This is a genomic window from Catenulispora sp. GAS73 (assembly GCF_041262085.1).
GTDB lineage: Bacteria > Actinomycetota > Actinomycetes > Streptomycetales > Catenulisporaceae > Catenulispora.
Genome location: NZ_JBGCCM010000012.1, coordinates 188796 through 211791, shown reverse-complemented (window position 1 = coordinate 211791; position 22996 = coordinate 188796). Strand labels below are relative to the sequence as shown.

General features: G+C 70.3%; 19 protein-coding genes. 12 read left to right on the top strand and 7 right to left on the bottom strand.

The window, feature by feature from the left end:
* Window positions 1-24: 24 nt before the first annotated feature.
* The 5 genes from ABH935_RS20120 to ABH935_RS20100 all read left to right on the top strand — a co-directional run bounded on the left by ABH935_RS20120 (window position 25) and on the right by ABH935_RS20100 (window position 7169).
* A complete protein-coding gene (locus tag ABH935_RS20120; RefSeq protein WP_370379441.1) occupies window positions 25-2379 on the top strand; it encodes a hypothetical protein in 2355 nt (784 codons plus the stop codon).
* 23 nt (window positions 2380-2402) lie between these two features.
* Window positions 2403-4217 carry a DUF1116 domain-containing protein gene (locus ABH935_RS20115; RefSeq protein WP_370379440.1) on the top strand — a complete coding sequence of 605 codons (1815 nt, stop codon included), beginning with the start codon at window positions 2403-2405 and terminating at the stop codon, window positions 4215-4217.
* A gap of 208 nt (window positions 4218-4425) precedes the next feature.
* Window positions 4426-5430 (top strand): AEC family transporter, encoded by a 1005-nt coding sequence (locus ABH935_RS20110; protein WP_370379439.1) that lies wholly within the window; start codon window positions 4426-4428, stop codon window positions 5428-5430.
* A gap of 670 nt (window positions 5431-6100) precedes the next feature.
* Window positions 6101-6415: an integration host factor, actinobacterial type gene (gene mihF / locus ABH935_RS20105; protein ID WP_012786078.1), complete on the top strand. Its 315-nt coding sequence runs from the start codon at window positions 6101-6103 to the stop codon at window positions 6413-6415.
* A gap of 142 nt (window positions 6416-6557) precedes the next feature.
* Window positions 6558-7169, top strand: a complete 612-nt coding sequence (locus ABH935_RS20100) for a DUF1707 domain-containing protein (RefSeq protein ID WP_370379438.1) — start codon at window positions 6558-6560, stop codon at window positions 7167-7169.
* Between the two features lie 164 nt (window positions 7170-7333).
* Here ABH935_RS20100 and ABH935_RS20095 read toward each other — a convergent pair whose 3' ends face one another.
* From ABH935_RS20095 to ABH935_RS20075, 5 genes are all read right to left on the bottom strand, one after another.
* On the bottom strand, window positions 7334-9178 hold the full coding sequence (locus ABH935_RS20095) for an endonuclease/exonuclease/phosphatase family protein (protein WP_370379437.1): 1845 nt from the start codon (window positions 9176-9178) through the stop codon (window positions 7334-7336).
* Window positions 9179-9340: 162 nt separating this feature from the next.
* Window positions 9341-9910, bottom strand: a complete 570-nt coding sequence (locus ABH935_RS20090; RefSeq protein ID WP_194920220.1) for a hypothetical protein — start codon at window positions 9908-9910, stop codon at window positions 9341-9343.
* A 207-nt stretch (window positions 9911-10117) separates the two neighbouring features.
* Window positions 10118-11050: a zinc metalloprotease HtpX gene (htpX, locus tag ABH935_RS20085; RefSeq protein ID WP_370379436.1), complete on the bottom strand. Its 933-nt coding sequence runs from the start codon at window positions 11048-11050 to the stop codon at window positions 10118-10120.
* A gap of 229 nt (window positions 11051-11279) precedes the next feature.
* On the bottom strand, window positions 11280-11558 hold the full coding sequence (locus ABH935_RS20080) for a hypothetical protein (protein ID WP_370379435.1): 279 nt from the start codon (window positions 11556-11558) through the stop codon (window positions 11280-11282).
* Window positions 11555-12361, bottom strand: a complete 807-nt coding sequence (locus tag ABH935_RS20075) for a PspA/IM30 family protein (protein WP_370379434.1) — start codon at window positions 12359-12361, stop codon at window positions 11555-11557. The genes ABH935_RS20080 and ABH935_RS20075 overlap by 4 nt, the downstream gene beginning before the upstream one ends.
* Before the next feature lie 219 nt (window positions 12362-12580).
* Between ABH935_RS20075 and ABH935_RS20070 the strand changes: the two genes are divergently transcribed.
* The 6 genes from ABH935_RS20070 (at window position 12581) to ABH935_RS20045 (ending at window position 19803) form a co-directional block, all read left to right on the top strand.
* On the top strand, window positions 12581-13132 hold the full coding sequence (locus tag ABH935_RS20070; protein ID WP_370379433.1) for a DUF3043 domain-containing protein: 552 nt from the start codon (window positions 12581-12583) through the stop codon (window positions 13130-13132).
* A gap of 30 nt (window positions 13133-13162) precedes the next feature.
* Window positions 13163-14164 carry an aldo/keto reductase family protein gene (locus ABH935_RS20065; protein WP_370379432.1) on the top strand — a complete coding sequence of 334 codons (1002 nt, stop codon included), beginning with the start codon at window positions 13163-13165 and terminating at the stop codon, window positions 14162-14164.
* Between the two features lie 93 nt (window positions 14165-14257).
* The gene (locus ABH935_RS20060; RefSeq protein ID WP_370379431.1) at window positions 14258-15613 is read left to right on the top strand and encodes a peptidase; all 1356 of its coding nucleotides are present in this window, start codon (window positions 14258-14260) and stop codon (window positions 15611-15613) included.
* 73 nt (window positions 15614-15686) lie between these two features.
* The gene (locus ABH935_RS20055; protein WP_370379430.1) at window positions 15687-16433 is read left to right on the top strand and encodes a 4'-phosphopantetheinyl transferase; all 747 of its coding nucleotides are present in this window, start codon (window positions 15687-15689) and stop codon (window positions 16431-16433) included.
* A 40-nt stretch (window positions 16434-16473) separates the two neighbouring features.
* Window positions 16474-16986 carry a pyridoxamine 5'-phosphate oxidase family protein gene (locus ABH935_RS20050; protein ID WP_370379429.1) on the top strand — a complete coding sequence of 171 codons (513 nt, stop codon included), beginning with the start codon at window positions 16474-16476 and terminating at the stop codon, window positions 16984-16986.
* A gap of 165 nt (window positions 16987-17151) precedes the next feature.
* A complete protein-coding gene (locus ABH935_RS20045) occupies window positions 17152-19803 on the top strand; it encodes a hypothetical protein (protein WP_370379428.1) in 2652 nt (883 codons plus the stop codon).
* On the opposite strand, the gene ABH935_RS20040 is transcribed toward ABH935_RS20045, so the two are convergent.
* Complete coding sequence (locus ABH935_RS20040) at window positions 19800-20483, bottom strand: rhomboid-like protein (RefSeq protein ID WP_370379427.1); 684 nt, start codon at window positions 20481-20483, stop codon at window positions 19800-19802. The two genes, ABH935_RS20045 and ABH935_RS20040, sit on opposite strands and share 4 nt — an antisense overlap.
* Window positions 20484-20569: 86 nt before the next feature.
* On the opposite strand from ABH935_RS20040, the gene ABH935_RS20035 reads away from it, so the two are divergent.
* Entirely contained in the window at window positions 20570-21283 is a 714-nt protein-coding gene (locus ABH935_RS20035) for a M50 family metallopeptidase (protein WP_370349021.1), read from the top strand.
* Between the two features lie 3 nt (window positions 21284-21286).
* Here ABH935_RS20035 and aspT read toward each other — a convergent pair whose 3' ends face one another.
* Window positions 21287-22981, bottom strand: a complete 1695-nt coding sequence (gene aspT / locus ABH935_RS20030) for an aspartate-alanine antiporter (protein WP_370379496.1) — start codon at window positions 22979-22981, stop codon at window positions 21287-21289.
* Window positions 22982-22996: the final 15 nt, after the last annotated feature.

The window sequence follows — 22996 nt, the reverse complement described above, 5'->3', positions numbered from 1 at the left end:
GACAGGCCCTCGCGGAAAGGATCGATGCCGGTGTCGGTGCCAGTGGGAGGCGGAGCGGTCGAAGGCGCGGCGGTCGAGCACGTCGAAGTGCGGCGCGGGGAGTACCACGACTCGGTGACGCTGATGCTCGCCGGACGCGCGGTCGCCGGGGTCGCGGGCGCGGAGCGCGTGCTGGTGGCGATGGCGACGGAGCTGAACGTCGCGCTGCTGTCGGAACTGGGGTACGCGGCGCTGGCCGACGTTGGACCGGCCGACCTCATTGTGGCCTTCACCTGCGCTTCCGCACCCTCGGAGTCGGCGGCGCTGGAAGCCCTGACCGCCTCGCTCACTCCGGCTGCCGCCTCCGCATCGCAGCCCGGTGGCTCCATCACAGCCCCCGGACATCCGCACCCCGACCAGCCCGGCAACCCGGCCCCCCGCACCACGGCCGGCGCGCTAGGCCGAACGAGTGCACCCATCACCCTGATCTCCACGCCCGGACTTGCCTCCGTCACAGAGGCCATGGAATCATTGGAATACGGCGCATCACCGATCATTTTCAGCGATAACATCCCTATTGAGTACGAAGTACGACTCAAGGATGAAGCACGACGACGCGGCCTGCTGGTCATGGGCCCCGACTGCGGCACCGTCGTCCTCCACGGAACCGGCCTGGGCTTTGCGAACGTGACCCGCCCGGGCCCCATCAGCCTCGTAGCGGCCTCCGGCACCGGAGCCCAGGAACTGATGGCCCTCCTCGACGCGGCAGGCGCCGGCATCCGCCACTGCCTCGGCGTGGGCGGCCGCGACCTGACCGAACAGGTGGCGGGCCGCTCGACCCTGGCAGCGCTGACAGCACTCGCGGAAGACCCGGAAACAGAACTCATCACGGTGGTCTCCAAACCACCGCACCCCACCATCGCCGCCCGCATCAAAGCCCACGCGGCAACGCTCCCCAAACCCGTCCACTTCGCCTTCGTAGGCCCCGACCACCCCACCCTGACCGAGTCGGCGGAACGGATCCTCACCGCCCTCGGCCAGGCAGCGCCCCCGCAATGGCCCCACTGGCCCCCAACCACGACACCCACGACACCCAGCGAGGAGGACACCACGCCCGGCGCGGCGCCGACCCGCGCCCACACCAGCACCCGCGCCGCCACGATCCGCGGCCTGTTCAGCGGCGGCACGCTGCGCGCGGAGGCTGAGGCTGTGCTGCTGCGCGGCGGTGCGCGGAAGATCGACTGGCAGGCTTCGGGTGGGTGGGGGGAAGGGGAAAGCGGAAGACTGCCAACGCCCGCCGCCGACGCTGACGGAGCACTCGGCGCGGCTGACGCTGGCCAGACCGAGGCCATGCGCACGCACGCCGCGGACGATGTGCACGGCACGGCCGCCGCACCCACGGCTGCCGCCAGCCAGACCGAGGCCGCGTTCACGCAAACACGCACGCCGGACATTGACGGCTGCGCCAGCGTGGGCGCTGCACTCACGGCTGCGGCTGACGCAGCGGGGGCTGGGCGGACGCACGCCACGAGCGCCGGCCATGCAGTCAACGCTGCTCACGCTGATCTGGCCGGGGTCGACACCCACACCGGGGTCGTCGGCAGTGCGCTCGGCACCGCTGACACTAAACAGACCGACACGACTCACGCCGCCGACGATGCGCACGGCGCGGTCGCCGCGCGCACGGCTGCCGCTGACGAGACGGGGGTCGGGCGGACGCACGCCAAGAGCACAAGTGCGGTCGGCACAGCTGACGCTGCCCAGACTGAGACCGCGCATACGCACGCCGCGAACACGGACAGCCCCGCCGGCGCGGCCGCCGCACGCACGATTGCCGCTGACAAGACGGGGGCTGGGCGGACGCGTGCCAGGAGCACAAGTGCGATCGGCACAGCTGACGCTGACCAGACCGAGACGGTGCATACGCACGCTGCGGACACGGGCACTCTCGCCAGCGCGGCCGCCGCGCACACGGCTGCCGCAGATTCGAACCGCGCTGCCGTCGCGTTCGACCTCACCGACTTCGGTGATGACGCCTACACCCGCGGGCGGCCGCATCCGATGATCGACAACACGCTGCGGTTGCGGGCTGTCGCGGATGCGGGTGGGGATGCGCGGGTGGGGGTGCTGCTGCTGGATGTGGTGTTGGGGCGGGGGGCGCATGCGGATCCGGCGCGGGAGGTTGCTGCGGCGGTTGCCGGGGTGCGGGGGGTGCGGCCGGAGGTGGCGGTGGTTGTTTCGTTGTGTGGGACGGGTGGGGATCCGCAGGGGTTGGTGGGGCAGGCGGAGGTGTTGGCGGGGGCTGGGGCTTGGGTCTTCTTGTCGAATGCTGAGGCTGCGGGGGCGGCCGCGGTTTTGGCACGGGGTGGGGTGCCGGGTGGGGCTGTTGATCGTCACTGATCGCTACGACTGGCAGGACGTCGATGTCATTGCTCGAAGAATCTGGGTCCGCGATGCCTGACGGCGGTGTGTCCGACGGCGCCGAGTCTGCTCCGCCGGTTGCGCGGCTTGCTCCTACGCATGTTGTCGCGGCTGGTGTCGCGGGGTTCGCCGACGATCTTGTGGCGCAGGGGGTGGCGGTGACGCGGGTCGACTGGCGGCCGCCGCCGGTGGGGACTGAGGGCGACCTCGCCGATGTCGCGCTGGATCGGCGGCGGGGTGCGGCCAATGCGCTGGCCGTGCGGCGGATGCTGGCGGCGGGGGCCGAGTTGGTGGATGTGCGGCCGGCGCGGGAGGTGCTCGGGCTGGTGCCGGGGCAGTTTCTGCATGCGGGGCCGCCGATCGGGTGGGAGCGGGCTTCGGGGCCGTTGCGGGGTGCGCTGATCGGGGCGGCTCTGTTCGAGGGGCTGGTGAAGACGCCGGACGAGGCTGAGGCCTGGTTCGCCGGGACCGGAACTAGAACTAGAACTAGAACTAGTGACGACGCGCGCGAGGGCGGCGGCAGCGGCAACAGAAGCAGCGATAGTCCTGCTGGCGGCGGCGGTCGCGACCGTGACGAAAACCACGGCGGCGGCATCAGCAGCAGTCCTGCTGGCGGCGGCGGTCGCGACGGCCTTGAAGGCCGCAGCGGTGGAGGGCGCGGGGGCGAGAACGGCGGCGGCCATGGAGACAGCGCCGCCGCCGGAACCACCGCACCCGAGCTGGCGCCGTGCCACCATCGCGGCGGGGTGGGGCCGATGGCGGGCGTCGTGTCGCCGAGTATGTGGCTCTTCGAGCTGCGGGATCCGGTTTCGGGGGGTGCCGCTTGGTGCAGCCTGAATGAGGGGCTTGGCAAGGTGCTGCGGTATGGCGCTTTCGGGCCTGAGGTCGTTGTGCGGTTGCGGTGGATGTCTTCTGTTCTTGGGCCGGTGTTGCAGCGGGCTGTGCGGCGGCGGGGGGTGGTGGATGTGAAGGCGATCGTTGCTCAGATGCTGCACATGGGTGATGAGGGGCACAACCGGAATCGGGCGGGGACGCTCATGCTGCTGCGGGAGTTGTTGCCTTCGATGATTGAGAACGGGGAGGATGCGCGGGAGTTGGCCGAGGTCGTGCGTTTCGTTTCCGGGAACGATCACTTCTTCCTCAACCTCGTGATGCCCGCGTGCAAGCTTGCGGCGCAGGCTGCGGCGGGAGTGCCGGGCAGCACGGTGGTGACTGTGATGGCGCGGAACGGGACCGACTTCGGGATTCAGACCTCGGGGACCGGGGATCGGTGGTTCACCGCGCCGGCGAATACGCCTGAGGGGCTTTTTCTTGCCGGGTATGGCGCTGAGGATGCCAATCCGGATATCGGGGACTCCGCCATCACCGAGACGGCGGGGGTCGGGGGGTTCGCCATGGCCGCCGCACCGGCGATCGCGCGGTTGGTCGGGGGGACGGCCGCTAGTGCGGTGGCGACCACGCGGCTGATGTACGAGATCACGCTCGGCGAGAACCCCGCGTTCACGGTGCCGGCGCTCGACTTCCGGGGGACGCCGACCGCGATCGATGTCAGCCGGGTGGTGCGGACCGGGGTGCTGCCGCAGATCAACACCGGGATGGCCGGGCGGGTGGCGGGGACCGGGCAGGTCGGGGCCGGGTTGGTGACGCCGCCGATGGAGTGCTTCACGCAAGCGCTCGGGGCATTGGCGGAACTGGCACGGGCAGAAGAAAAAACAGACAAGAAAACAGAAGAGAAGCAGGCACCGGCGGAAGAGGAAACGGTGCGGGCTGAGAGGGAACCGGCGCGTACGGATGCCGAACTGGCGCCTGGATGGTGAACTACCGCTCGGATAGCGAAGCGGCGGATGTGGTGGTGGGACCACTCCTAGATGCGCGCGGGAAACCGGCGCACGCGGATGGAGTGTCGAGATAGCCCCGAGCCGCCAGCCACCGCCAAATCACCCGAAAACGTAGCACCCACACCCCGCCCGCGCTCCCTACCGCACCCGCCGCAACTGCGCGACGGCGTCCCGGTACGGTGGCGCCGTGCTCAACGCCTTCATACCCATCTGGTTGCTGACCGCGCTCGGCTACCTCACCGCGCGGTTCGATCTGGTGGGGGCGGCGTCCGCCGATGTGGAGGCGGTGCTGGGGCGCTTCGTCTTCCGGGTGGCGATGCCGGCCTCGCTGTTCGGGATGCTGGCGAAGGCTGATCTGCACGCCCTGGCGAACACCTCGATCGTGGCGTTCGGCATCAGCTCGCTGGTGGCCTGCGGGCTCGGGCTGGCGATGGGCACGCGGGTGTTCGGGCGTGACGTCCCCAACGGGGCGGTGGTCGCGATGGCGTCCGGGTACGTCAACTCCGCCAATCTGGGCATCCCGGTGGCGATCCAGGTGCTGGGCAACGCCGTCTTCCTGTCGACCGTGATCCTGTTCAACACCGTGCTCGTGACGCCGATCGTGCTGACGCTCATGGGCCTGAGTGACGGTCCCGCGCCAGGGCTGCGGCAGCGGTTGCGGGGCATAGCCATGCTGCCGGTACACAATCCGATCATCATCGCGTCGGCGTTCGGGGCGTTGGTGTCGGCGACTCACTTCCACGTTCCGGTGGACGTGAGCAGCGCGCTGAGCCTGCTCGGCGGTGCTGCTGTGCCGGTGGCGCTGATCACGCTGGGGATGTCGCTGCACGCTGGCAAGGGCGCCGGTAAGAGGGCCGGTAAGAGTACGGGGAGAGCAGAGGCGCTGGACACTGCGAATCAGGCTAAATTCATAAGAAGCAAGAAGTCGGTCATTACCGAAACTATCGCGTCGATCGCCCTGAAGACGGCCTTCCAACCGGTCCTCGCATACGTCCTCGCGCATTACGTCCTCAACCTCCCGGCCCACGACGTTCTCGCCGTCACCCTCTGCGCCGCCCTCCCCACAGCCCAGAACGTCTTCATCTACGCCAGCGAATACGCCCTCGACACCGTCTTCGCGCGCAACGCCGTGATCTTCTCCACAGTCGCGTCCATGGCAGGCCTCTGGACCGCTGCCGCCCTCTTGAAGTGATCAGCGGAATAGCCCGCCCGGCCGTCGCGCGAGGCGGCGCGCATCACCGGTTCGGGTGAATGCCTCAGCACCGGCCAATCGTCGTATTTACGCCACCAGATCGTCGCGGGAACATCCCGCGAACCCCCTCGAACCCCGGGCCGCCCCGACGCGCCGCAGAGCCTTCCGACCCCTCCCCCGGCCAGAAACACTCGGCAGGTGTCTCAGGCCCCTCAGCGAGGCCCCAGAAGGCGCGGAACGGGGCGCCGTCGGGCGTTCGGGGCGCGGGTTCCGGTGCGTGACGGTGTCGCGACTCGGGCGACCGGAATGCTCGGCTTGCCCCTTTCGCAGGGCTCGGAGGCATTCGCGTGCTTGGCGAGCGCCCGGCGCGGGGCCCGTGTCGCGCGGGCCCGCAACGCCCCAGCGCGGTTCCGGCTACCCGCCGGGCGCCGGGCGCGTGCCTCGTTCGGGTCAATCGCCGTTGTGCCGCAGATCACCCGCGCGTTGGTCGCCATTGGGACGCTTTCGCCCGATTCGGGGGCCCCTCAGCCGGCCTCGAACGGCCTCACCTCGGCCGACATGGGGTGGTTCCCCCACCCCTGAGCTGTGATCTGTCGCCGGGATCCGCCATTATGGGCCACGGCTCCGGCGCCGTCGCGGGCCGTGACCGTACTAGGCAAGGAGAAGTTCCATGGCTCTTCCGACACTGACCCCCGAGCAGCGCGCGGCCGCTCTGGCCAAGGCCGGGGAGGTGCGCCGTGCCCGTTCGGAGATGCTGGCCGACGTCAAGGCCGGGAAGCTGTCCCTGAAGGCGGTGCTCGACCGGGCGGCCAAGGGCGAGGAGATGGTCAAGAAGACGAAGGTGACCGCCCTCATCAAGGCGCTGCCGGGCTACGGCCCGGCCAAGGCGGCCAAGCTGATGGCGGACGCCGAGATCGACGAGAACCGCCGTATCGGCGGCCTCGGCGACCGTCAGCGCCAGGCGCTGCTCGCCGCCACCGCCTGATCCGCCAGGTCGAACCGGACGCGAATCCGGGCGATCTCGCCACGGCGCAGCCGGCCGTCCCCGGACAGGGGACGGCCGGCAATGCCGGGCCGGGAGAGCCGGATGAGGCGCCGCAGGGCGCTTCTGGGCTAGCGTGGGACGCATGACTGACCAGCCCGAGCTGCGAGCCTCGCACGCGGACCGGGACCGGGTCGTGGAGACGCTGCGGATCGCCGCCGGAGACGGCCGGCTGTCCGCCGAGGAGCTCGACGCCCGGCTGGAGGCCGCGCTCACCTCGCGCACCCTCGGGGAGCTGGCGGAGCTCACTTCCGACCTGCCCAGCGCCCCGGACACCGGCGCCGGCTACGGGCTCGGCCAGGGTGCCGCGCCGCCGTCGAAGGACGTGCTCGTCATCGAGCAGAAGGGCGGGCAGTTCGTCCGCACCGGGGCGTGGGTGGTCCCCGGGCGCATCGAGCTGCGACCCAAGATGTGCGACGTCGTCCTGGACTTCAGCGACGCCGTCATCAGCCGCGACACCCTGCGGATCGACGCGGACATGCGGCTGGGCAAGCTGATCATCGTCGCGGGAGCCGGGGTCGAACTCGACATCGACGGCCTGACGCTGGCCTTCTCCAAGGTCCGGAGGCGCGGGGACCGGCGACGCCGCGACGAGGTCGAGCAGGACACGCGGCCGCTGCGGATCGAGATCGTCGGCACCCTGAAATACGGCAAGCTCATCGAGCGGCGGGCCCGGCGGCGACGCCCGGCGCGCTGACGCTGACCGCACGTCGCAGCACCATGGCCGTGCCACCGCAAGGCCTGCTCAACCCGGCGACAAAGGCTTCGCAAGCTCAGAAAACCTCAGCGGACCTCAAGAATTAAGGGACAACCCTTAATCCCCCGGCTGCCGCGCAGAAAATCTTGCTCGGAGCAACTCGCTCAGAACTTCAAGTCCGCCTCGATCGGCCGGTGTGCCTGTTTGGGCCCCACGGCCGGCAGGACGGCGCTGGCGACCGGCGTGAGCCCGCGGGACAGCACGTCGTCCAGCCGGACCACCGGGAACTTCGCCGGCCACGTGAACCCGAACCCGGTCCCGGCCTTGGCCTGCGCCGACACCAGGCCGGTGCCGGAGCCCATCAGCGGCCGGATCTCCCGGTCGGTCTGCGCCACGTCCAGGTCGCCCACCACTATCAGGTTCGGCGACTTCTCCGCCTGCACGTCGTCGACCAGCTGCTCCAGCGCGTCGCCGCGGGCCACGCCGAAGCCGTCGTGCGAGAGCGAGGGCTGCGGCAGGTGCACGGCGTAGACGGTGACGTTCCGGCCCTGGCCGACGTCCACGGTGAACTGCAGCAGCCCGCTGAACTCGCCGGCGGAGCTGCTGTCGGCGGCGCCGGACTGGCTCCCCCCGGAGGGACGGCTGCCGGTCAGGTCCACCGGCTGGCTGGAGTCGATCTTGAAGGTCGACCAGACCACGAACTCGTACATCGCCAGGTGGTACCTGTAGCGGGCCGGCGCGGCCTGGTCGGCGAGCTGGACGTTCTTCGCCATGCCCTGCAGCACGACGATGTCGGCGCCGCGCTGCTGGGCCAGTTGGGCGATGCCGGTCAGATCGGGGGTGGTGTTGTCGCCGGCGGAGACGTTCTGGCTGAGGATCCTGATGTCCGCCGGGCCCGAACCGCCGGTGCGCATCAGGGTCGGGCCGAAGTCGCCGGCCCAGACCGCGCAGGTCAGCAGGCTGATGCCGATCGCCCACTTCTTCAGGCTGAGCAGGGCCACCGGCAGGGCCAGCACGAGCGGGGCGACGGTCCAGGGCAGGAAGGTGTCGACCAGCGAGCCGATGCCCATGAACTCGGGGAGGAAACGGTGGCCGAGCAGGACTGCGAGGACCAGGACGCTGATGATGACGGTCAGCAGGGCCAGTTGGCGGCGGGCTCGGCGCCAGTGCGGCTCGTGCTCCTCGGGGTCCTGGGAGCCGGCGAAGGCCGGGGGCGCGGGAGGCGCCGGTTCGGCGGGCTCGGAGGTGACGATCGGGCCGATGACGGTCGGGGTCTCGTCGGGGCCCGCGGAGATTGCGCGGGTCGCCGAGGTCGCCGGGAAGGCCGTCGGCGCAGGGCTCGACGATGCCGGGGCGGGCGAAACAATGGTGGGCTGGGCCAGGAATGCAGCGGGCGAAGCCGCAGCGCTGGTTTGCCCGGCCCGCGCGCGAGACCCGGCCGCGCTCGCCGCCGCCCAAGCAGGCAGAGCTGCGGCACCGGTTTGCCCTGCCGAAGCAGGCGAAGCCGCAGCAGCGTCGGTCGGTGAAGAAGCACCTGGCGCAGGATCCGGCTTCGCGGGCGCGACCGGAGCAGGAAGACCCGCAGCAGTCGGAGTGCCCGGAGCAGCGGGAGCACTCGGAGTAGCGACCCCCCGGAACGGCGTCGCAGGGCTCTCTCGCCGCTGCGTCGGCACCGCCGCGGACTTCCACGTGGCCGAAGCCTGATCGGCCGCGGAACGGATGATGTCACTGATGGCGAACACCGGCGCCGCGACGGCCACCGCAGTGTTCTGCGGAGCCGGGGCACTCGTGCCGTTGGCCGGCGGTGTCTGCTCGTTGGAGGTGGATATCGCGGAGTCGTCCGCGGGGGCCGCACCGTCGGCGCCCGGAGTACCGTCGGCCGCGTTCTCCGCGCCGCCGTCCCCAGAAGCCTCCACAGCCGCCCCCTGGCCTATCGGCCCCTCGCCGTCCGGGCCGTCCGCGCGCACGTCGGATCCGGCCGAACCAGCCTGAAGTTGATCGAAACGCAAGTCTTCTCGTCCACTCGCCGTGACCAGACCCGACCGTTCCGCGCGCGCCGAGCAGCGTGCACGCGCAAAGGTTACTACCAACGGACGAGTCGTTCGGTCACGGTCCGGTGACTAGAGCAACAACCGTGTCACAACTTCCTGAGACGGCCAACCCGGTTTCGCTCAGAGGCCGGGGGCACCCCAGACCGGGAACCAGCGGCTCAGGTCCGACTCCAGGCGCAGGTCGTTTCCCAGCATGGCCTTGATCTGCAGTTCCAGCGCACCGTCGCGCTGCTCGCCGGCCTGCGGGGCGAAGGGGTAGAACGTGCCGCGCTTGTAGAGGTACACCAGGGCCAGGCGGCGGTCCCGGTCGTCGGTGAAAGACACTAGGGAGCACAGCAGCTGCGGGCCGAAGCCGGTGTCCTGCAGGGAGCTGTTCACCGCGTGCAGGTCGGTCACCAGACCGGCGGTGTCGTCCGGTTCGTGGTGCGAGACCAGCCAGGTGTAGCCGTAGGAGTCGTCGCGCGCCTCGACCTTGGGGCCGTTGCCGGCCGCCAGGAGCGTGGTGATGTCCGACTCGACGTCGTCGAAGGCCCGCCCCTCGGCGCGCTTGAAGCAGACCGAGCCCAGGCCCGTGGGACGGAAGTTGGTCGCCGCCTGCAGAGTCAGGGCCGCCGACGGCAGGCCGAAGAGCTGGTCGAGGTCCGGCTTGACCGGCTTGGTCCGACCGAGCAGCGTGTCCAGGAATCCCATGGCTACCAGCTTGCCTTATCTGACGAGGGTCGCTGCGGGAGGTCCCGCGGTCCGTTCGCTTATCGTGATCGTCTTGTGCAGATCCCCGTGACTAATCCGGATCCTTCCCGGCACGAGCGATCGCGACGCCTGTCGGACGCATACGGCTCGCATCGTGGAAAGCTCGGGTCCGACAGGCGCGGGGGTTGTGCGGGTACTGACGACGGCTCAGCCGCGGCCGATCTCGACCGCCAGCTTCGCCAGCTTCTCCTGGCGGACCTGCAGGGTCGGGTGCGTGGCGAACAGGTTCGCGACGCTGGCGCCCTTGATCGCCGGGGTGAAGAAGAAGGCGTTGAAGGCCTGCTGCTTGCGCAGGTCCTGGGTCGGGATCATGGCCATGTCGCCGGTGATCCGGCCCAGCGCGTTGCTCATCGCCGACGGGTTGCCGGTGAGCAGCGCCCCGGAGCGGTCGGCGGCGAGCTCCCGGTAGCGGGACAGGCCGCGGATCAGCAGGAAGGACAGCATGTAGGTCAGTCCGGAGACGAGCATCACGAAGAACAGCACGGCCGCCGGGCTCTCCTCGTCGTCCCGGCCGCGGTCGGAGAAGCCGCCCCAGAGCCCCATCTCGAAGGTGATGCGGGTGATCAGACCGGACAGGATGCCCAGGAACGAGGCGATGGTCATCACCGCGACGTCCTTGTGCGCGACGTGCGAGAGCTCGTGCGCGAGCACGGCCTCCAGCTCGCGGTCGTCCGGGAGCTTGCGCATCAGGCCGGTGGTCGCGCAGACCACGGTGTTCTTCTGGCTGCGGCCGGCGGCGAAGGCGTTGGGGACGTCGGTGTCCACCAGGCCGACTCGCGGCTTGGGCATGTCGGCCAGCGCGCACAGCCGGTCCAGCACGGCGTGCAGCCGGTGCGCCTCGGCGGAGTCGTTCGGCTGGACGAGCTTGGCGTTCATCGAGAACAGCGCGATCTTGTCGGACAAGAACCACTGCGCGAAGAAGAAACCGCCGATGACGATGATGAGGATCGGCAGCAGGCCCTTGGGCGCGAGGGCCACCGCGACGCCGATGGCGGCGACGTAGACCAGGCCGAGCAGGAACATCACGATGACCATCCGCGATGTCAGCTGCCGGTCCGGCGCGAAACGGGTCCTTGCCACTGGTGGTCTCTCCCTGTTCAACCTGGTTGTTCAACCTGGGGGCGGATATCAACCTGTCAATCGGAGCAACGCCGGGAATCCTCCGGAGGTTCCCGGGCGGGACCGTTCGCGCAGCGAAAGAGACTACCGCCACACCGTGACCGGTGTGACCGGTGTGGCGGTGCGGCGGTAGTCGGGGACCAGCGGGGGTGCGTCCGTACGGGGTACGGATGGCTCGGGTGGCCGGGCCTCAGCCGGGGATGAGCCCTTCCTCGGACATCATCGCCTCGACCTCGTCCAGGGTGGAGTCGGCCATGGGGAGCACGAAGTCGCTCTCCACGAGCCGGTCCAGCGGGATCGGCGTGCCGATCTCGCGCACCCGCTCCAGCAGCGTGTCCAGCGCCAGCCGGAACGCCGCCTCGTCCTTGGCCTGGCAGGTCTCCAGGACCTTGGTGTCCAGGGCGTTCAGCTCGTCGATCGAGCTGTCCGGGACCTCCAGCTGACCTTCGGTGAGAATGCGGACGATCATCGCGCCCCTCCCTCCTTGCGGACCTCCTCGGCGTCGGTGACGTCGCTGTTGGAGGCATTGCCGACCGGGTGCCCGGCTTCCAGCTGCTTGGCCGACGGACCGCCGGCCAGCTCCCGCTTCATGGCCTCCAGCTGGTTGTCGACGTCCGAGCCGGTCGACAGGCGCTCCAGCTCGGTGGTGATGTCGTCCTTGGCCATGCCGGTCGGGTCGTTGAGCGCGCCGGAGGCGAGCAGCTCGTCGATCGCCGAACCGCGGGCCTGCAGCTGCAGGGTCTTGTCCTCGGCGCGCTGGATCGCCATGCCGACGTCGGACATCTCCTCGGAGATGCCGGAGAAGGCCTCGCCGATCCGGGTGGTCGCCTCGGCGGCGGTGTAGGTGGCCTTGATCGTCTCCTTCTTGGTGCGGAAGGCGTCGACCTTGGCCTGCAGCGACTGGGAGGCCCGGGTGAGCTTCTCCTCCTCGGTCTGCAGCTGCGCGTACTGGGTCTGCAGGTCCGTGATCTGCTGCTGGATGCCGCCGCGGCGGGACAGGGCCTCGCGGGCCAGGTCCTCGCGGCCGACCTCCAGAGCCCGGCGGGCCTGGGTCTCGTGCTTGTCGGACTGGTCCTGCAGCTGCTTCATCTGCAGCTCCAGGCGCTTTCGCGAGGTGGCCACGTCGGCGACGCCCCGGCGCACCTTCTGCAGCAGTTCCAGCTGCTTCTGGTACGAAAGGTCGAGCGTCTCGCGCGGGTCCTCGTACTTGTCCAGCGCCTTGTTGGCCTTGGCCTGGAAGATCAACTTCATGCGCTTCATGACGCCAGCCATGGGCTCTGCCGCGCCCCCTTCACGTCCTCGTGTGGCCGACTCCGGTCCGCGTGCGGATCGTGGTGAATGTCGTCCAACTTTGTGGTCCTGGTCAGGACTTACCATACGGCCCGCCACCCCTTCTCGGCACCTACTGAAGGCCATGGCTTCGCCGTGTGAAACGTCATGGGTCCGGACCGTGGCTTCGTGGTCGCGGAGCCGTGGCCTTAGAGTCTTCCCGTGTTCCGGAAGCAGAAATCCACCGATGAGGCCGACCAGGCCACGTCCGAGCAGGAGTCGAACTCCGCTCTGGACGAGGCACGGGCCGCCAAGGGCCGTCCCACGCCCACCCGCCGCGAGGCCGAGCTGGCCCGCAAGCAGCGGCTGTCCGGCATCAGCTCCGATCCGAAGAAGGCCAAGCGCCAGGCGCGCCAGCGCGACTTCGACGCGGCCACCGAACGGCAGCACGGCGGGCCGGTGAAGGCGTTCGCCCGCGACTACGTCGACTCCCGCTTCCGGATCGCCGAGTTCTTCATCATCTTCGCCGTACTGCTGTTCGTGGTGGCCTCGGTCCCCTCGGTGGCGCTGCTGTCGGTGGTGCTGTGGCTGGTGATGCTGGTGGCCATCGTGTTCGACTCGGTGCTGCTGGTGCGCGGGGTGAAGAAGGAGGCGCACAAGCGCTTCCCCGACGCCGACCTGGGCCGCCTGGGCTGGTACTCGCTCATGCGTTCGATGCAGTTCCGCAAGTGGCGGCTGCCCAAGCCGCGGTTGAAGCGCGGCGAGAAGTTCTAGGCCTCCAGCCGGAGTCGTAGGCTGACGACCATGGAATTCCGTCATCTCGGCCGCTCCGGCCTGATCATCAGCGAGATCGCCTACGGCAACTGGATCACCCACGGTTCGCAGGTGGAGGAGGACGCGGCGCTGGCCTGTGTGCGCGCCGCGCTCGACGCGGGGATCACCACGTACGACACGGCCGACGTGTACGCCGGGACCCGGGCCGAGGCCGTGATGGGCCGGGCGCTCAAGGGCGAGCGGCGCGAGGGGCTGGAGATCTTCACGAAGGTCTTCTGGCCGACCGGCCCGGGCCGCAACGACCGCGGGCTGTCGCGCAAGCACATCATGGAGTCGATCAACGGCTCGCTGAAGCGGCTGCAGACGGACTACGTCGACCTGTACCAGGCGCACCGGTACGACTATTCGACGCCGCTGGAGGAGACGATGACGGCGTTCGCCGACGTCGTGCACTGCGGCAAGGCGCTGTACATCGGTGTGTCGGAGTGGAAGGCCTCGGAGATCCGCGCCGCCAAGGCCCTGGCCGACGAGCTGAAGATCCAGCTGATCTCCAGCCAGCCGCAGTACTCGATGCTGTGGCGGGTCATCGAGGCCGAGGTGGTCCCGACCTCCGAGGAGCTGGGCGTGGGCCAGATCGTCTGGTCCCCGATCGCGCAGGGCATCCTGACCGGCAAGTACCTGCCCGGCGGCGAGCTGCCGGCCGGGTCGCGCGCCACCGACGAGAACTCCGGCGCGAACGTGATGCGCGAGCTGGTCGCGAACCGGGAGCTGCTGGAGGCGGTGCAGCAGCTGCGGCCGATCGCGGAGTCGGTGGATCTGACGATGGCGCAGCTGGCCGTGGCGTGGGTGTTGCAGAACCCGAACGTCTCGGCGGCGATCATCGGGGCCTCGCGTCCGGAGCAGGTGACCGAGAACGTCAAGGCGGCCGGGGTGAAGCTGTCGGAGGACGTGATGAAGCGGATCGACGAGGTGCTGGGGTCGAACGTGGTGCGGGACCCGTCGCGGACGGTGTCGCCGCCGACTCGGCCGTAGCCCGGCCGCGCGACGGCGGCGGGAGCCTGTCAGAAGGCTGACAACGGGGCTATGCTCCGGCGTGACTCGACCGCGATCACGCCAGGAGCCTCCATGAGGAGCAAGCCCATAGCCGTGCGGTTCGGCGCACTCGCCGCCGGATTGCTCACCGCCGCCGTCGCGATACCCGGCGGGGCACAGGCCGCGTCGACGTCTACGTCGGCGTCGATGGCCTCGGCCGCCACCGGGACCACGGCCGCCGCGACCGTTCTCACCGACGCCCAGGTCGCCGCGCTCGGCCCCGACGCCCAGGCGGCCCGGCTGGCGCCGCTGCGCGCCGTCGCGAACGCGGTGGGAGCGGTCGGGCGGGGCAGCGCCGCCGATGTCTACGGCAATCTCGCTATCGACGCGGGCCACGACGTGGTGACCGTCTACGTCACCGACACCGCGCAGGCCGCTCGGGTGCTCGCGGCGGCGCGGGCCGTGGACCCGACGATCGACGGCTCGCTGATCCGCTTCCAGAAGGCGGCCGCCACGCACGCCGCGCTGGACGCCGCAGCACAGCGGGTGGTAGCGCTGGCTGACGCCGGGAAGCTGCCGGTACACGTGGATCTGGTCGGGCCGGCGGCGGACGCGTCCGGGCTGGAGCTCGATGTGGACGATCCGGCGGCGGCTCCCGCGGCCCTGCGGTCCCGGGCGGCGTCTACGACGAACCTGGCGACGTCCCTCGGCGTGCCGCTCGTCTACCGGCAGGGACACGCGCTGCAGGCCAAGTCCTGGGCGAACTCCAAGTGGGACGACAGCTCGCCGTTCATCGGCGGCGACGCGATCACCGGCGGCGGCACCGGCCACGGCTGCACCGCGGGGCTGCCGGCCGTCCGCAAATCCGACAACCACCCGATCATGGTGACCGCGGCGCACTGCTTCGGCGTCGGCACCAAGATCTACACGCGGGCCGGGACTCCGGGCGACTACGCCAACGGGTTGACGGGCAACTACGTCGGCACCGTGACGGCTCGGGTGCAGGAGTGGGACGCGGAGACCATCGACGGCGCGAACAACAACGCCGACGAGTCGGACACCACGACCTGGCTGCGGCTGACCAGCTTCGCGTACTCCTACAACGGGGACTATGTCTGCCACGACGGCCAGCGTTCGTACTTCATGGGGCATCCGACGCCGTGCGGCATCAAGGTGACCGATCAGGACATGTACTGCGGGCCGAGCACCGGCTGCCCCGGGTTGTCGTACACGGCTCGCGGCGTGTGGGGCGACGCGGTGAACAACGGCTGGGGCGCGGCCGGCGGGGACAGCGGCGCCACGATGTTCGCGGTGGAGTCCGGCGGGGTACGGCAGGCGCGCGGGCTGCTTTCGGACGGGACGCCCGGGGACGGCACGCCGGGGGTCTTCTGGACCGAAGCCACCGACATCTTCAACTACTACGGGTTGACCTTGAATCCGCAGACCTGATCACCTGGTTGTAGTCGATTCAGCGACGAGGGCCGATTCAGCCACAAGGCAACGCAGAACGGAGACCCGCGGCATGCTGTCGAGTCTGCTCCCGCCGGAGGTCGAGGTCGAAGAGTGCTTCGGCGATCCCGAGGACGCGGTGTTGATGCCCGGCGAGGAGGCGGTGATCGCGCGGGCCGTGGACAAGCGGCGGATGGAGTACATCACCACGCGGCATCTGGCGCGGACGGCTTTGACCCGGCTCGGGTTTCCGCCGGTCGCGATCGGGACTGGCGGGAACCGGGAGCCTTTGTGGCCGGCCGGAATCGTGGGGAGCATGACGCACTGCCGGGGGTACCGGGCGGCGGCGGTCGCTCGGGTCGGGGCGGGGGGTGGCGCGGCTGTCGGGGGCCCTGGGGCCGTCGCGAGCCGCCTCGGGACCGTCACGGGCCTCGGGATCGACGCCGAGCCGCACGGGCCGCTTCCGGAGGGCGTCTTCGACACCATCGCGCGGCCGGACGAGATGCCGGCGTTGGCGGAACTGGCGGCGGAGCGTCCGCAGGTGCGGTGGGACCGGTTGGTGTTCAGCGCGAAGGAGTCGGTGTACAAGGCGTGGTTCCCCGTGGCGCGGCGGTGGCTGGGCTTCGGGGAGGCGTCGGTGGCTTTCGTGCCGGACGAGGGGATGTCCGGGGCCGGCGTGGTGTCGGGGGTCGGCACGATGCCCGGGCCGATGTCCGGTACGTTCTCCGCGCGGATTTTGCAGAGCGGCGCGCCGATCACGCAGATGTCCGGTCGTTGGACGATCGAATCAGGGCTCGTGCTCACCGCGGTCACCCTTTAGGGATCGTTTGCCGGGCGGGCGGGCCGGGCAGGTTCCGGCCGTGGCGCTCTCCGTGGGTTTCGAAGGCACCGACCAGACCTCACCCGTCATCGCCGCCAGCGTCGAGGCCATCGCCGCCGGGACCATGGTCCTGTCGCTGGCCACCGCCGACGCCGCGGGGACCCCGCACGCGAACATGGCGTTCTTCGCGTTGGGGAGTGAATTCGACCTCTTCTTCGTCAGCGAGCCGAGCACGCGGCACGGGCAGAACTCCTCGGCGCGGGCGGACGCGGCCGCGGCGATCTGGCTGCCGCCGCCGGAGTTCGGCGAGGGGCTGCGGGGGATGCAGGTGAGCGGGGAGTGCGGGGCAGTGGCCGGGACGGAGGCCGAGGCGGCTTTCGAGGCGTACCGGGGGCGGTTCCCTTCGTTCGGGGGCGATCCGGACGTGCGGGCCGCTTATCTCGCGGGGACCGGCGCGGCGAGTTTGTACCGGTTGCGGGTGGCGCGGCTGCGGCTGGTGGACGAGCCACACCTCGGACGGCGTAACTATCTGGAGCTCAGGGTGCTGAGGTAAGGGGCGGCGCTCGGGGTTTTTCGCGCGTTCTTCGGGACGTTTTCGAGCACTCGCGCACGCTCGGCGGAGCCGACGTCACTGTGAGTGGCTCGCGGCCGGGGTCTGTGACGTGCCTCTTCTTTCAGACGTTGTGGTTGCGGCCCGCAATCAGGTAAACAGGCCTGCGTGAGGAACGGGCTGGTCGAGGGCGTGTCGCTGCGCGCGGTGCTGCGGGAGTCAGAAGCGATGACGCCGGAGGCCGCGGCCTCGGTGCTCGCCGGAATGCTGGTGACGCTGGCCGTGGTGCACGGCGACGTGCGCCCGGAGCACGTGCGGGTGAACGGCTCGGGCGGCATCGCCCTGACCGATTTCGCCGGCCCGAGCCCGCGCTTCGTCCCGAACGCCCCGACATATCTGGCACCCGAACGCCTTCGAGGCGAGCCGGCGAGCGCGGCCGGCGACGTGTTCAGCGCCACCGCGGTGTTCTTCGAGTGCCTGACGAACGAGAACACCTTCGTCGCCGCGACCCGCGACGACCTCGAAGCGCTGTACGAGTACGCGGAGATCATCGCCGAGTTCGCGCCGCCCCAGGTCAGCCCCCTGGTACAGCGCGGTCTGGCGATGCACCCGAGCCGGCGGCCGAGCAGCCCGCACGAGTTCCTGGACGAGGTCACGACGGCCGTCACGGCGGCGTACGGGCCGGATTGGCAGCAGCGCGGGCAGGCGCTGCTGAGCGAGTGGGCCGCGGCCGCCGCACGGACGGAGGGCGTGGAGCTGGCGGTACCGCGGGCGCGCGCCGAGTCGCTGCGGGCGGTGGCGGAGGCCGCCGAGGCGGCTGCCGCGGCCGAGGCACTTGAGGCGCCGCCGGTTGGCGAGCCGATCGATGAGGCGTTGCTGGGGCTCGGGGACGAGGACGCGGCTGTGGTTGCGGGAGTCGGCTCCGAGGCGGAGGAGATGCCGCCGCCGATGGGGGAGCCTATTGACGCGGCGTTGCTGGGGCTGGGCGACGACGAGGGCTCTGGCGGCGAGGACTCTGGGGGCGAGGTCGCCGCGGAGGAATCGGTCGAGCCAGAGATTGTGCCGGTTGCTGAGCCTGAGGACGCCGAGGACCACGACTGGTTCAGCAGGTCCAGCAAGGCGAACTCAGCGGCCGACGGCCAGGTGCCGGGCCCTGAAGGTGACGTGCTGACGTCGTTCGACGGTGCGCGTGCGGGACGGTCGGCGGAATCGGCGCCGGTCGACTTCACGCCTACGGGCTTCGACGTGTTCGCCGACCGGTCGGGGGAATCGGCGGCGGAGGCCGACGCCGAGGCCGAGCCGGTGAGCGGGCACTGGGATGAGCCCGAGGTGGAGCACGATGCGCCGGCCGAGGTGCCGGCTGCGGATGAGGATCCCGCTGGCTTGCTGGATGCTGAGGCATCCGGCGAGGAGGAGACCGCCGCCGATGCCGCCGCCTCCGACGACGAGCCCGCTGGCCCCGACACCGATGCCAACGCCAATGCCGAGGGCGACGGCGACGGCGACGGCGACTCGGAGTTCGAGCCGCTGATGGAAGACAGCGAGCTTTTCGCGGCGTTCGACGCGTTCTCTCCGCCGGCTGCTGCCGAGGAGACGCCTGTTGCCGTGGAGTCCGAGGGAGCGAGCGCCGAGCCGCTGCCGAAGCGCGATCCGTTCGCGGGACTCGGCATCGAGACGCTCGCCGCCGCATCGTTGCTTCAGGAAGGCACCGATCCGGCCGGCACCGAGGCCCCGGCCGAGACCGCGACCGTCTCCGAGGCCGAAGACTCCGACTCTGCTCCGGCCTCCGAGCCCGAGCCGGAACCCGAACTCGCGGCCGAAGCCGACCCCGAAGCCGCATCCGAAGCCGCATCCGAAGCCGACTCCGAGGCCGCACCCGAGCCCGAGTCCGCCGACCCCGACCCCGAACCCGACTCCACCTCCCGCGCCGACCTCGAAGACGACTGGGTCTTCCCCACCAAGCCGAGCCCGAAGGCGCCGCGCTCGCTCTCCGCGTTCGCGGTGAGCCTGCCGAGCCTGCCTCGGCCGTCGGCCGAGGCCGAGGAGCCGGCGCCGCCGGTGCAGACCAGCGCGCCGGATGACTGGTTCCGGCCGGGGGTCACCGAGGCTGTCGGCGCCGACGCCGATCACACTCGGGTGATCAACCCGGATCGGGACAACACGATCGAGGCGGAGGCGACGCGCACGCTCGACGAGGTGCCCGCGGAGGTCGCCTCGACGGCGTCCGCCGCTTCGGCCGCGTCGGCCAAGGCGGCCGGTGAGAGTCGCTCGGCTGAGGTCGGCGGCGGCGGCCGGGGCCGTGGCCCGGTCGACGACGACGAGTTCGACGAGCCCGGCGCTGCCGGGGGACCTCGGCGCAAGACGCTCATCGGGGCGGTGACCACGGCCGTGTTGCTCGTCGCCGGTGCTGCCGCCGTGGTGTTGGGCGGCGGGTCGGGGAACTCTCCGCAGGGGACGAGCGGGACGCCCACCGAGTCGTCGACGAGCGCGCCGTCGCCGACCGTGCCGTCCACGCCGGTCGGGACCGATACCGTCTCCGGCGACGGCACCACCTCGACCACCAGCACGCCGAGCACCCGGCACACGACGTCGCACAGCCGGAGCCACACCCCCTCCCCCACCACGTCCACGCACTCGTCCAGCGACGAGACGCCGACGCACAGCTCCTCCAGCCAGACGCCGACGGATCACCCGACCTCGTCCACGTCCTCGACGACGCCGACCAGCACCGGTTCGACATCGCCGACGCCGACCTGCAGCGTGGGCATCCTCGGGATCTGTGCGCCCACCAGCACCTCGAAGCCGCAGGGCGGCAACTAGCCGATCGACCGCTCGCCGAACGGCGGCGTCGCCACCAGCCCCCACCACCGCCACCCCCGCGCCATCGGCGACGCCCGCCCCCGGACGAGCGGGTAGCACCCCAGCCCGACCAGCACGGCCGTGAAGTGCCCGACGTCCGTGAACGTCCGCCCGCGCAGCATCGCCACGCCGTAGAACACCAGTACGCCTCCCGCGTACGCCCACCGCATCCACCCGCGCGGCCACCAGTAGGCCAGGACCGCGACGATCCCCGCCAGCGCGTAGCTGACGCCGTAGTCGAGCGTGTAGCGCATGCGGCCGGGCACCGAGTTGGTGTGGATCGCCCAGGCCAGCACGCCTTCGCTCACGTACGTCGCGAGGACGTGGCACGTGAACGCGATGCCCAGCCAGCGCCAGGTGCCCAGCCAGCGCTCGGCCTGAGCGTGGAAGAGCGTGTAGAGCGCGAGGTAGAACAGCCAGCTGCCGCCGTCGATGTACAGGGCCGACTGGATGAGGACGCGGACCGGGTCCTCAAGGAGGTAGTGGATGTTGGTGCTGCGGCGTTCCAGGATCCAGTGCGCGGTGCGCGGGCTGACGTGCCTGAGGATCGCCGTCGTGATCAGCAGGATGAGCAGCCAGAGGTAGGTGCCGGGGGCGCTGCGGACGTACCTCTCCACGCCCCGCGCCGCCCGGTTCAGCATTCCCCAAGCGTCACCGGCGCGTCACAGCCGTGTCCCGACGGGTACCGCCGAACGGGCGAATCGTGGGAGGCTGCGTGGCCGTGAGCATGAGCATTTCCAACCTGGACGACGTCTGGCACCGCGTGACCGGCACCCAGCCCGATCCGCCGCGCAACCTGATCCTCGCGGTCGGCGCGGCGGCCCTGGTGGCGGTGCTGTGGCGGCCGGTGTGGCGGATAGCGCGCAACACCGTGACGATCGCGCACGAGGGCGGGCACGCCGTCGTGGCGCTGCTGTGCGGCCGGCGGCTGTCCGGCGTGCGGCTGCACCACGACACCTCCGGCGTCACGGTCTCCTACGGCAAGCCGCGCGGCCTGGGCATGATCCTCACGGTCGCGGCCGGCTACACCGCCCCGAGTCTGGTCGGGCTGGGCGGCGCGTGGCTGCTCGCGGCGCAGCACATCACGATGCTGCTGTGGGTGAGCGTGCTCCTGCTGGCGCTGCTGCTGGTGGAGATCCGGAACTTCTACGGCGTCCTCACGGTGGTCCTCACCGGCGGCGCGGTGTTCGCCGCGTCGTGGACGAAGAACACGGACGTGCAGGCCGGGTTCGCGTACCTGATGGTGTGGTTCCTGCTGCTGGCCGGGGTGAAGCCGGTGCTGGAGCTGAGCCGGACGCGCGCGCGGTCCGGGGCGCGCGACTCCGACGCCGACCAGTTGCACCGGCTGACCGGGTTCCCGGCCGGGGGGTGGTTGTTCTTCTTCGCGGTGGTGGCGCTGGGGTGCGCGGTGGCCGGGGGGCGGTGGCTGCTGCATTTGTGAGCCTCAAGTGTGCAGCCCGATCACGCCCACGAAGATCGGCCCGGTCAGCGGCAGCAGGAAGTTCGACAGCGTGTAGGTGATCGTGTATCCGATCATCGGCACGCTGCTCTGCGCGGTGTTGGTGATCGCGGTGATGGCCGGCGTCGAGCACTGCTGGCCGGCGATGGCGCCGATCAGAATCGGCTTCTCGATCTTCAGGAAACGGCGGCCGATCCACAGCCCGAGGAAGGCCGGGATCAGCACCATCGCGATCCCGGACAGCGGCAGCAGCAGCGGGTACTTCTTCAGCAGCGGGCCGGCGTCCGGGCCCGCGGACAGGCCGGTGACCGCGATGAACACCGCCAGGCCGAGGTCCTTCATGGTGGCGGCCGCTACCGGCGGATATGCGCCAAAAGTCGGCTTCGTGGAGCGGAACCATCCGAAGATCAGGCCGCTGATCAGGCAGCCGCCGCCAGTGCCCAGGGTCAGGTTGGCCGATCCGAGGTGGATCACGATCTCGCCGAGCAGGACGCCGAGGCAGATGCCCAGGCCGATGTAGATCCAGTCCGCGCTCTCGGTGCGGACCTTGGCGCCGAAGGCCTTCTGGAAGCGGTCCACCTTCGACTTCATGCCGACCACGTTCAGCGTGTCGCCGACGTGGATCTCGGTGGTGCCGGAGGCCGGCAGGTCGTTGCCGAGCCGGTTGACGCCGGTCAGATACACGCCCTCGGTGGGGCCCGGGTACTCGGCGTTGATGGTGTCGACGGTCTTGCCGTTGATCTTCTTGTCGGTGACCACCAGCTCGCGGGTCTGCATGGGGCTGTCCAGCCCGGGCACGGCGTTGGTCTCCGGCCCCAGCTCGTGGCCCGCCGTCATCACCGCCTCGCGCCGCCCGACGACCAGCACCCGGTCGCCGAGCATCAGCCGCAGCGTCGGATCGACCGTGAGGACCTTCTTGCCACGCCTCACGCCCTCGATCGAGGCGTGCTCGCCGACCGAGTCCTCCAGACCCTGCACGGTGAGGCCGTCGCCCTTGGTGATCTGGTACGTGCGCCCGACCAGCTTGGGCATCGACGCTTCCTCGTCGGAGTCCAGCGCCGCGTTCCCACCGCGCATCTTCTCCCACAGCTCGCGCGAGGCCCTGGCCAGGTTGATGCCCATCAAGCGCGGGAAGATCTGGCTGGTCAGCAGCACGATCGAGATCAGCCCGAACAGGTAGCAGACCGAGTACGCGGTGGCCACGTGCGCCGAGAGCGTCGTGACCTGGCTCGGCGTGATCCCGGGCAGCTTGGTGATGGCGTCCTGCGCCGTACCGACGACCGCGGACTCGGTCGCCGAGCCGGCCAGGATCCCGGCGCCGGTACCGGTGTCCAGATTCGCGACCTTCGTGATCCCGACCGCGATCACCAGGACCAGGACCATCTCCATCAGCGACAGCACACCGAACCGCAGGCCCTTGGGATTCAGGTTGGCCACGAATCCGGGCCCGGCGATGTAGCCGAGCGAGAAGATGAACAGGGCGAACATGATGTTCTTCACGTCGCTGCTCACGGCGATGTGCTTGCCGTTGACGGTCTGCGCCCCCAGCAGCATGGACACGATCAGCACGCCGCAGATGCCGCCGAGCGTGATCGGCCCGACCCGCAGCTTGCCGACGAGGTAGCCCAGCGCCAGGCACGCGAACAGTGCCAGGACGGCGTTCTCCTGCATCAGCTTCAGCACAGGGACCATCTG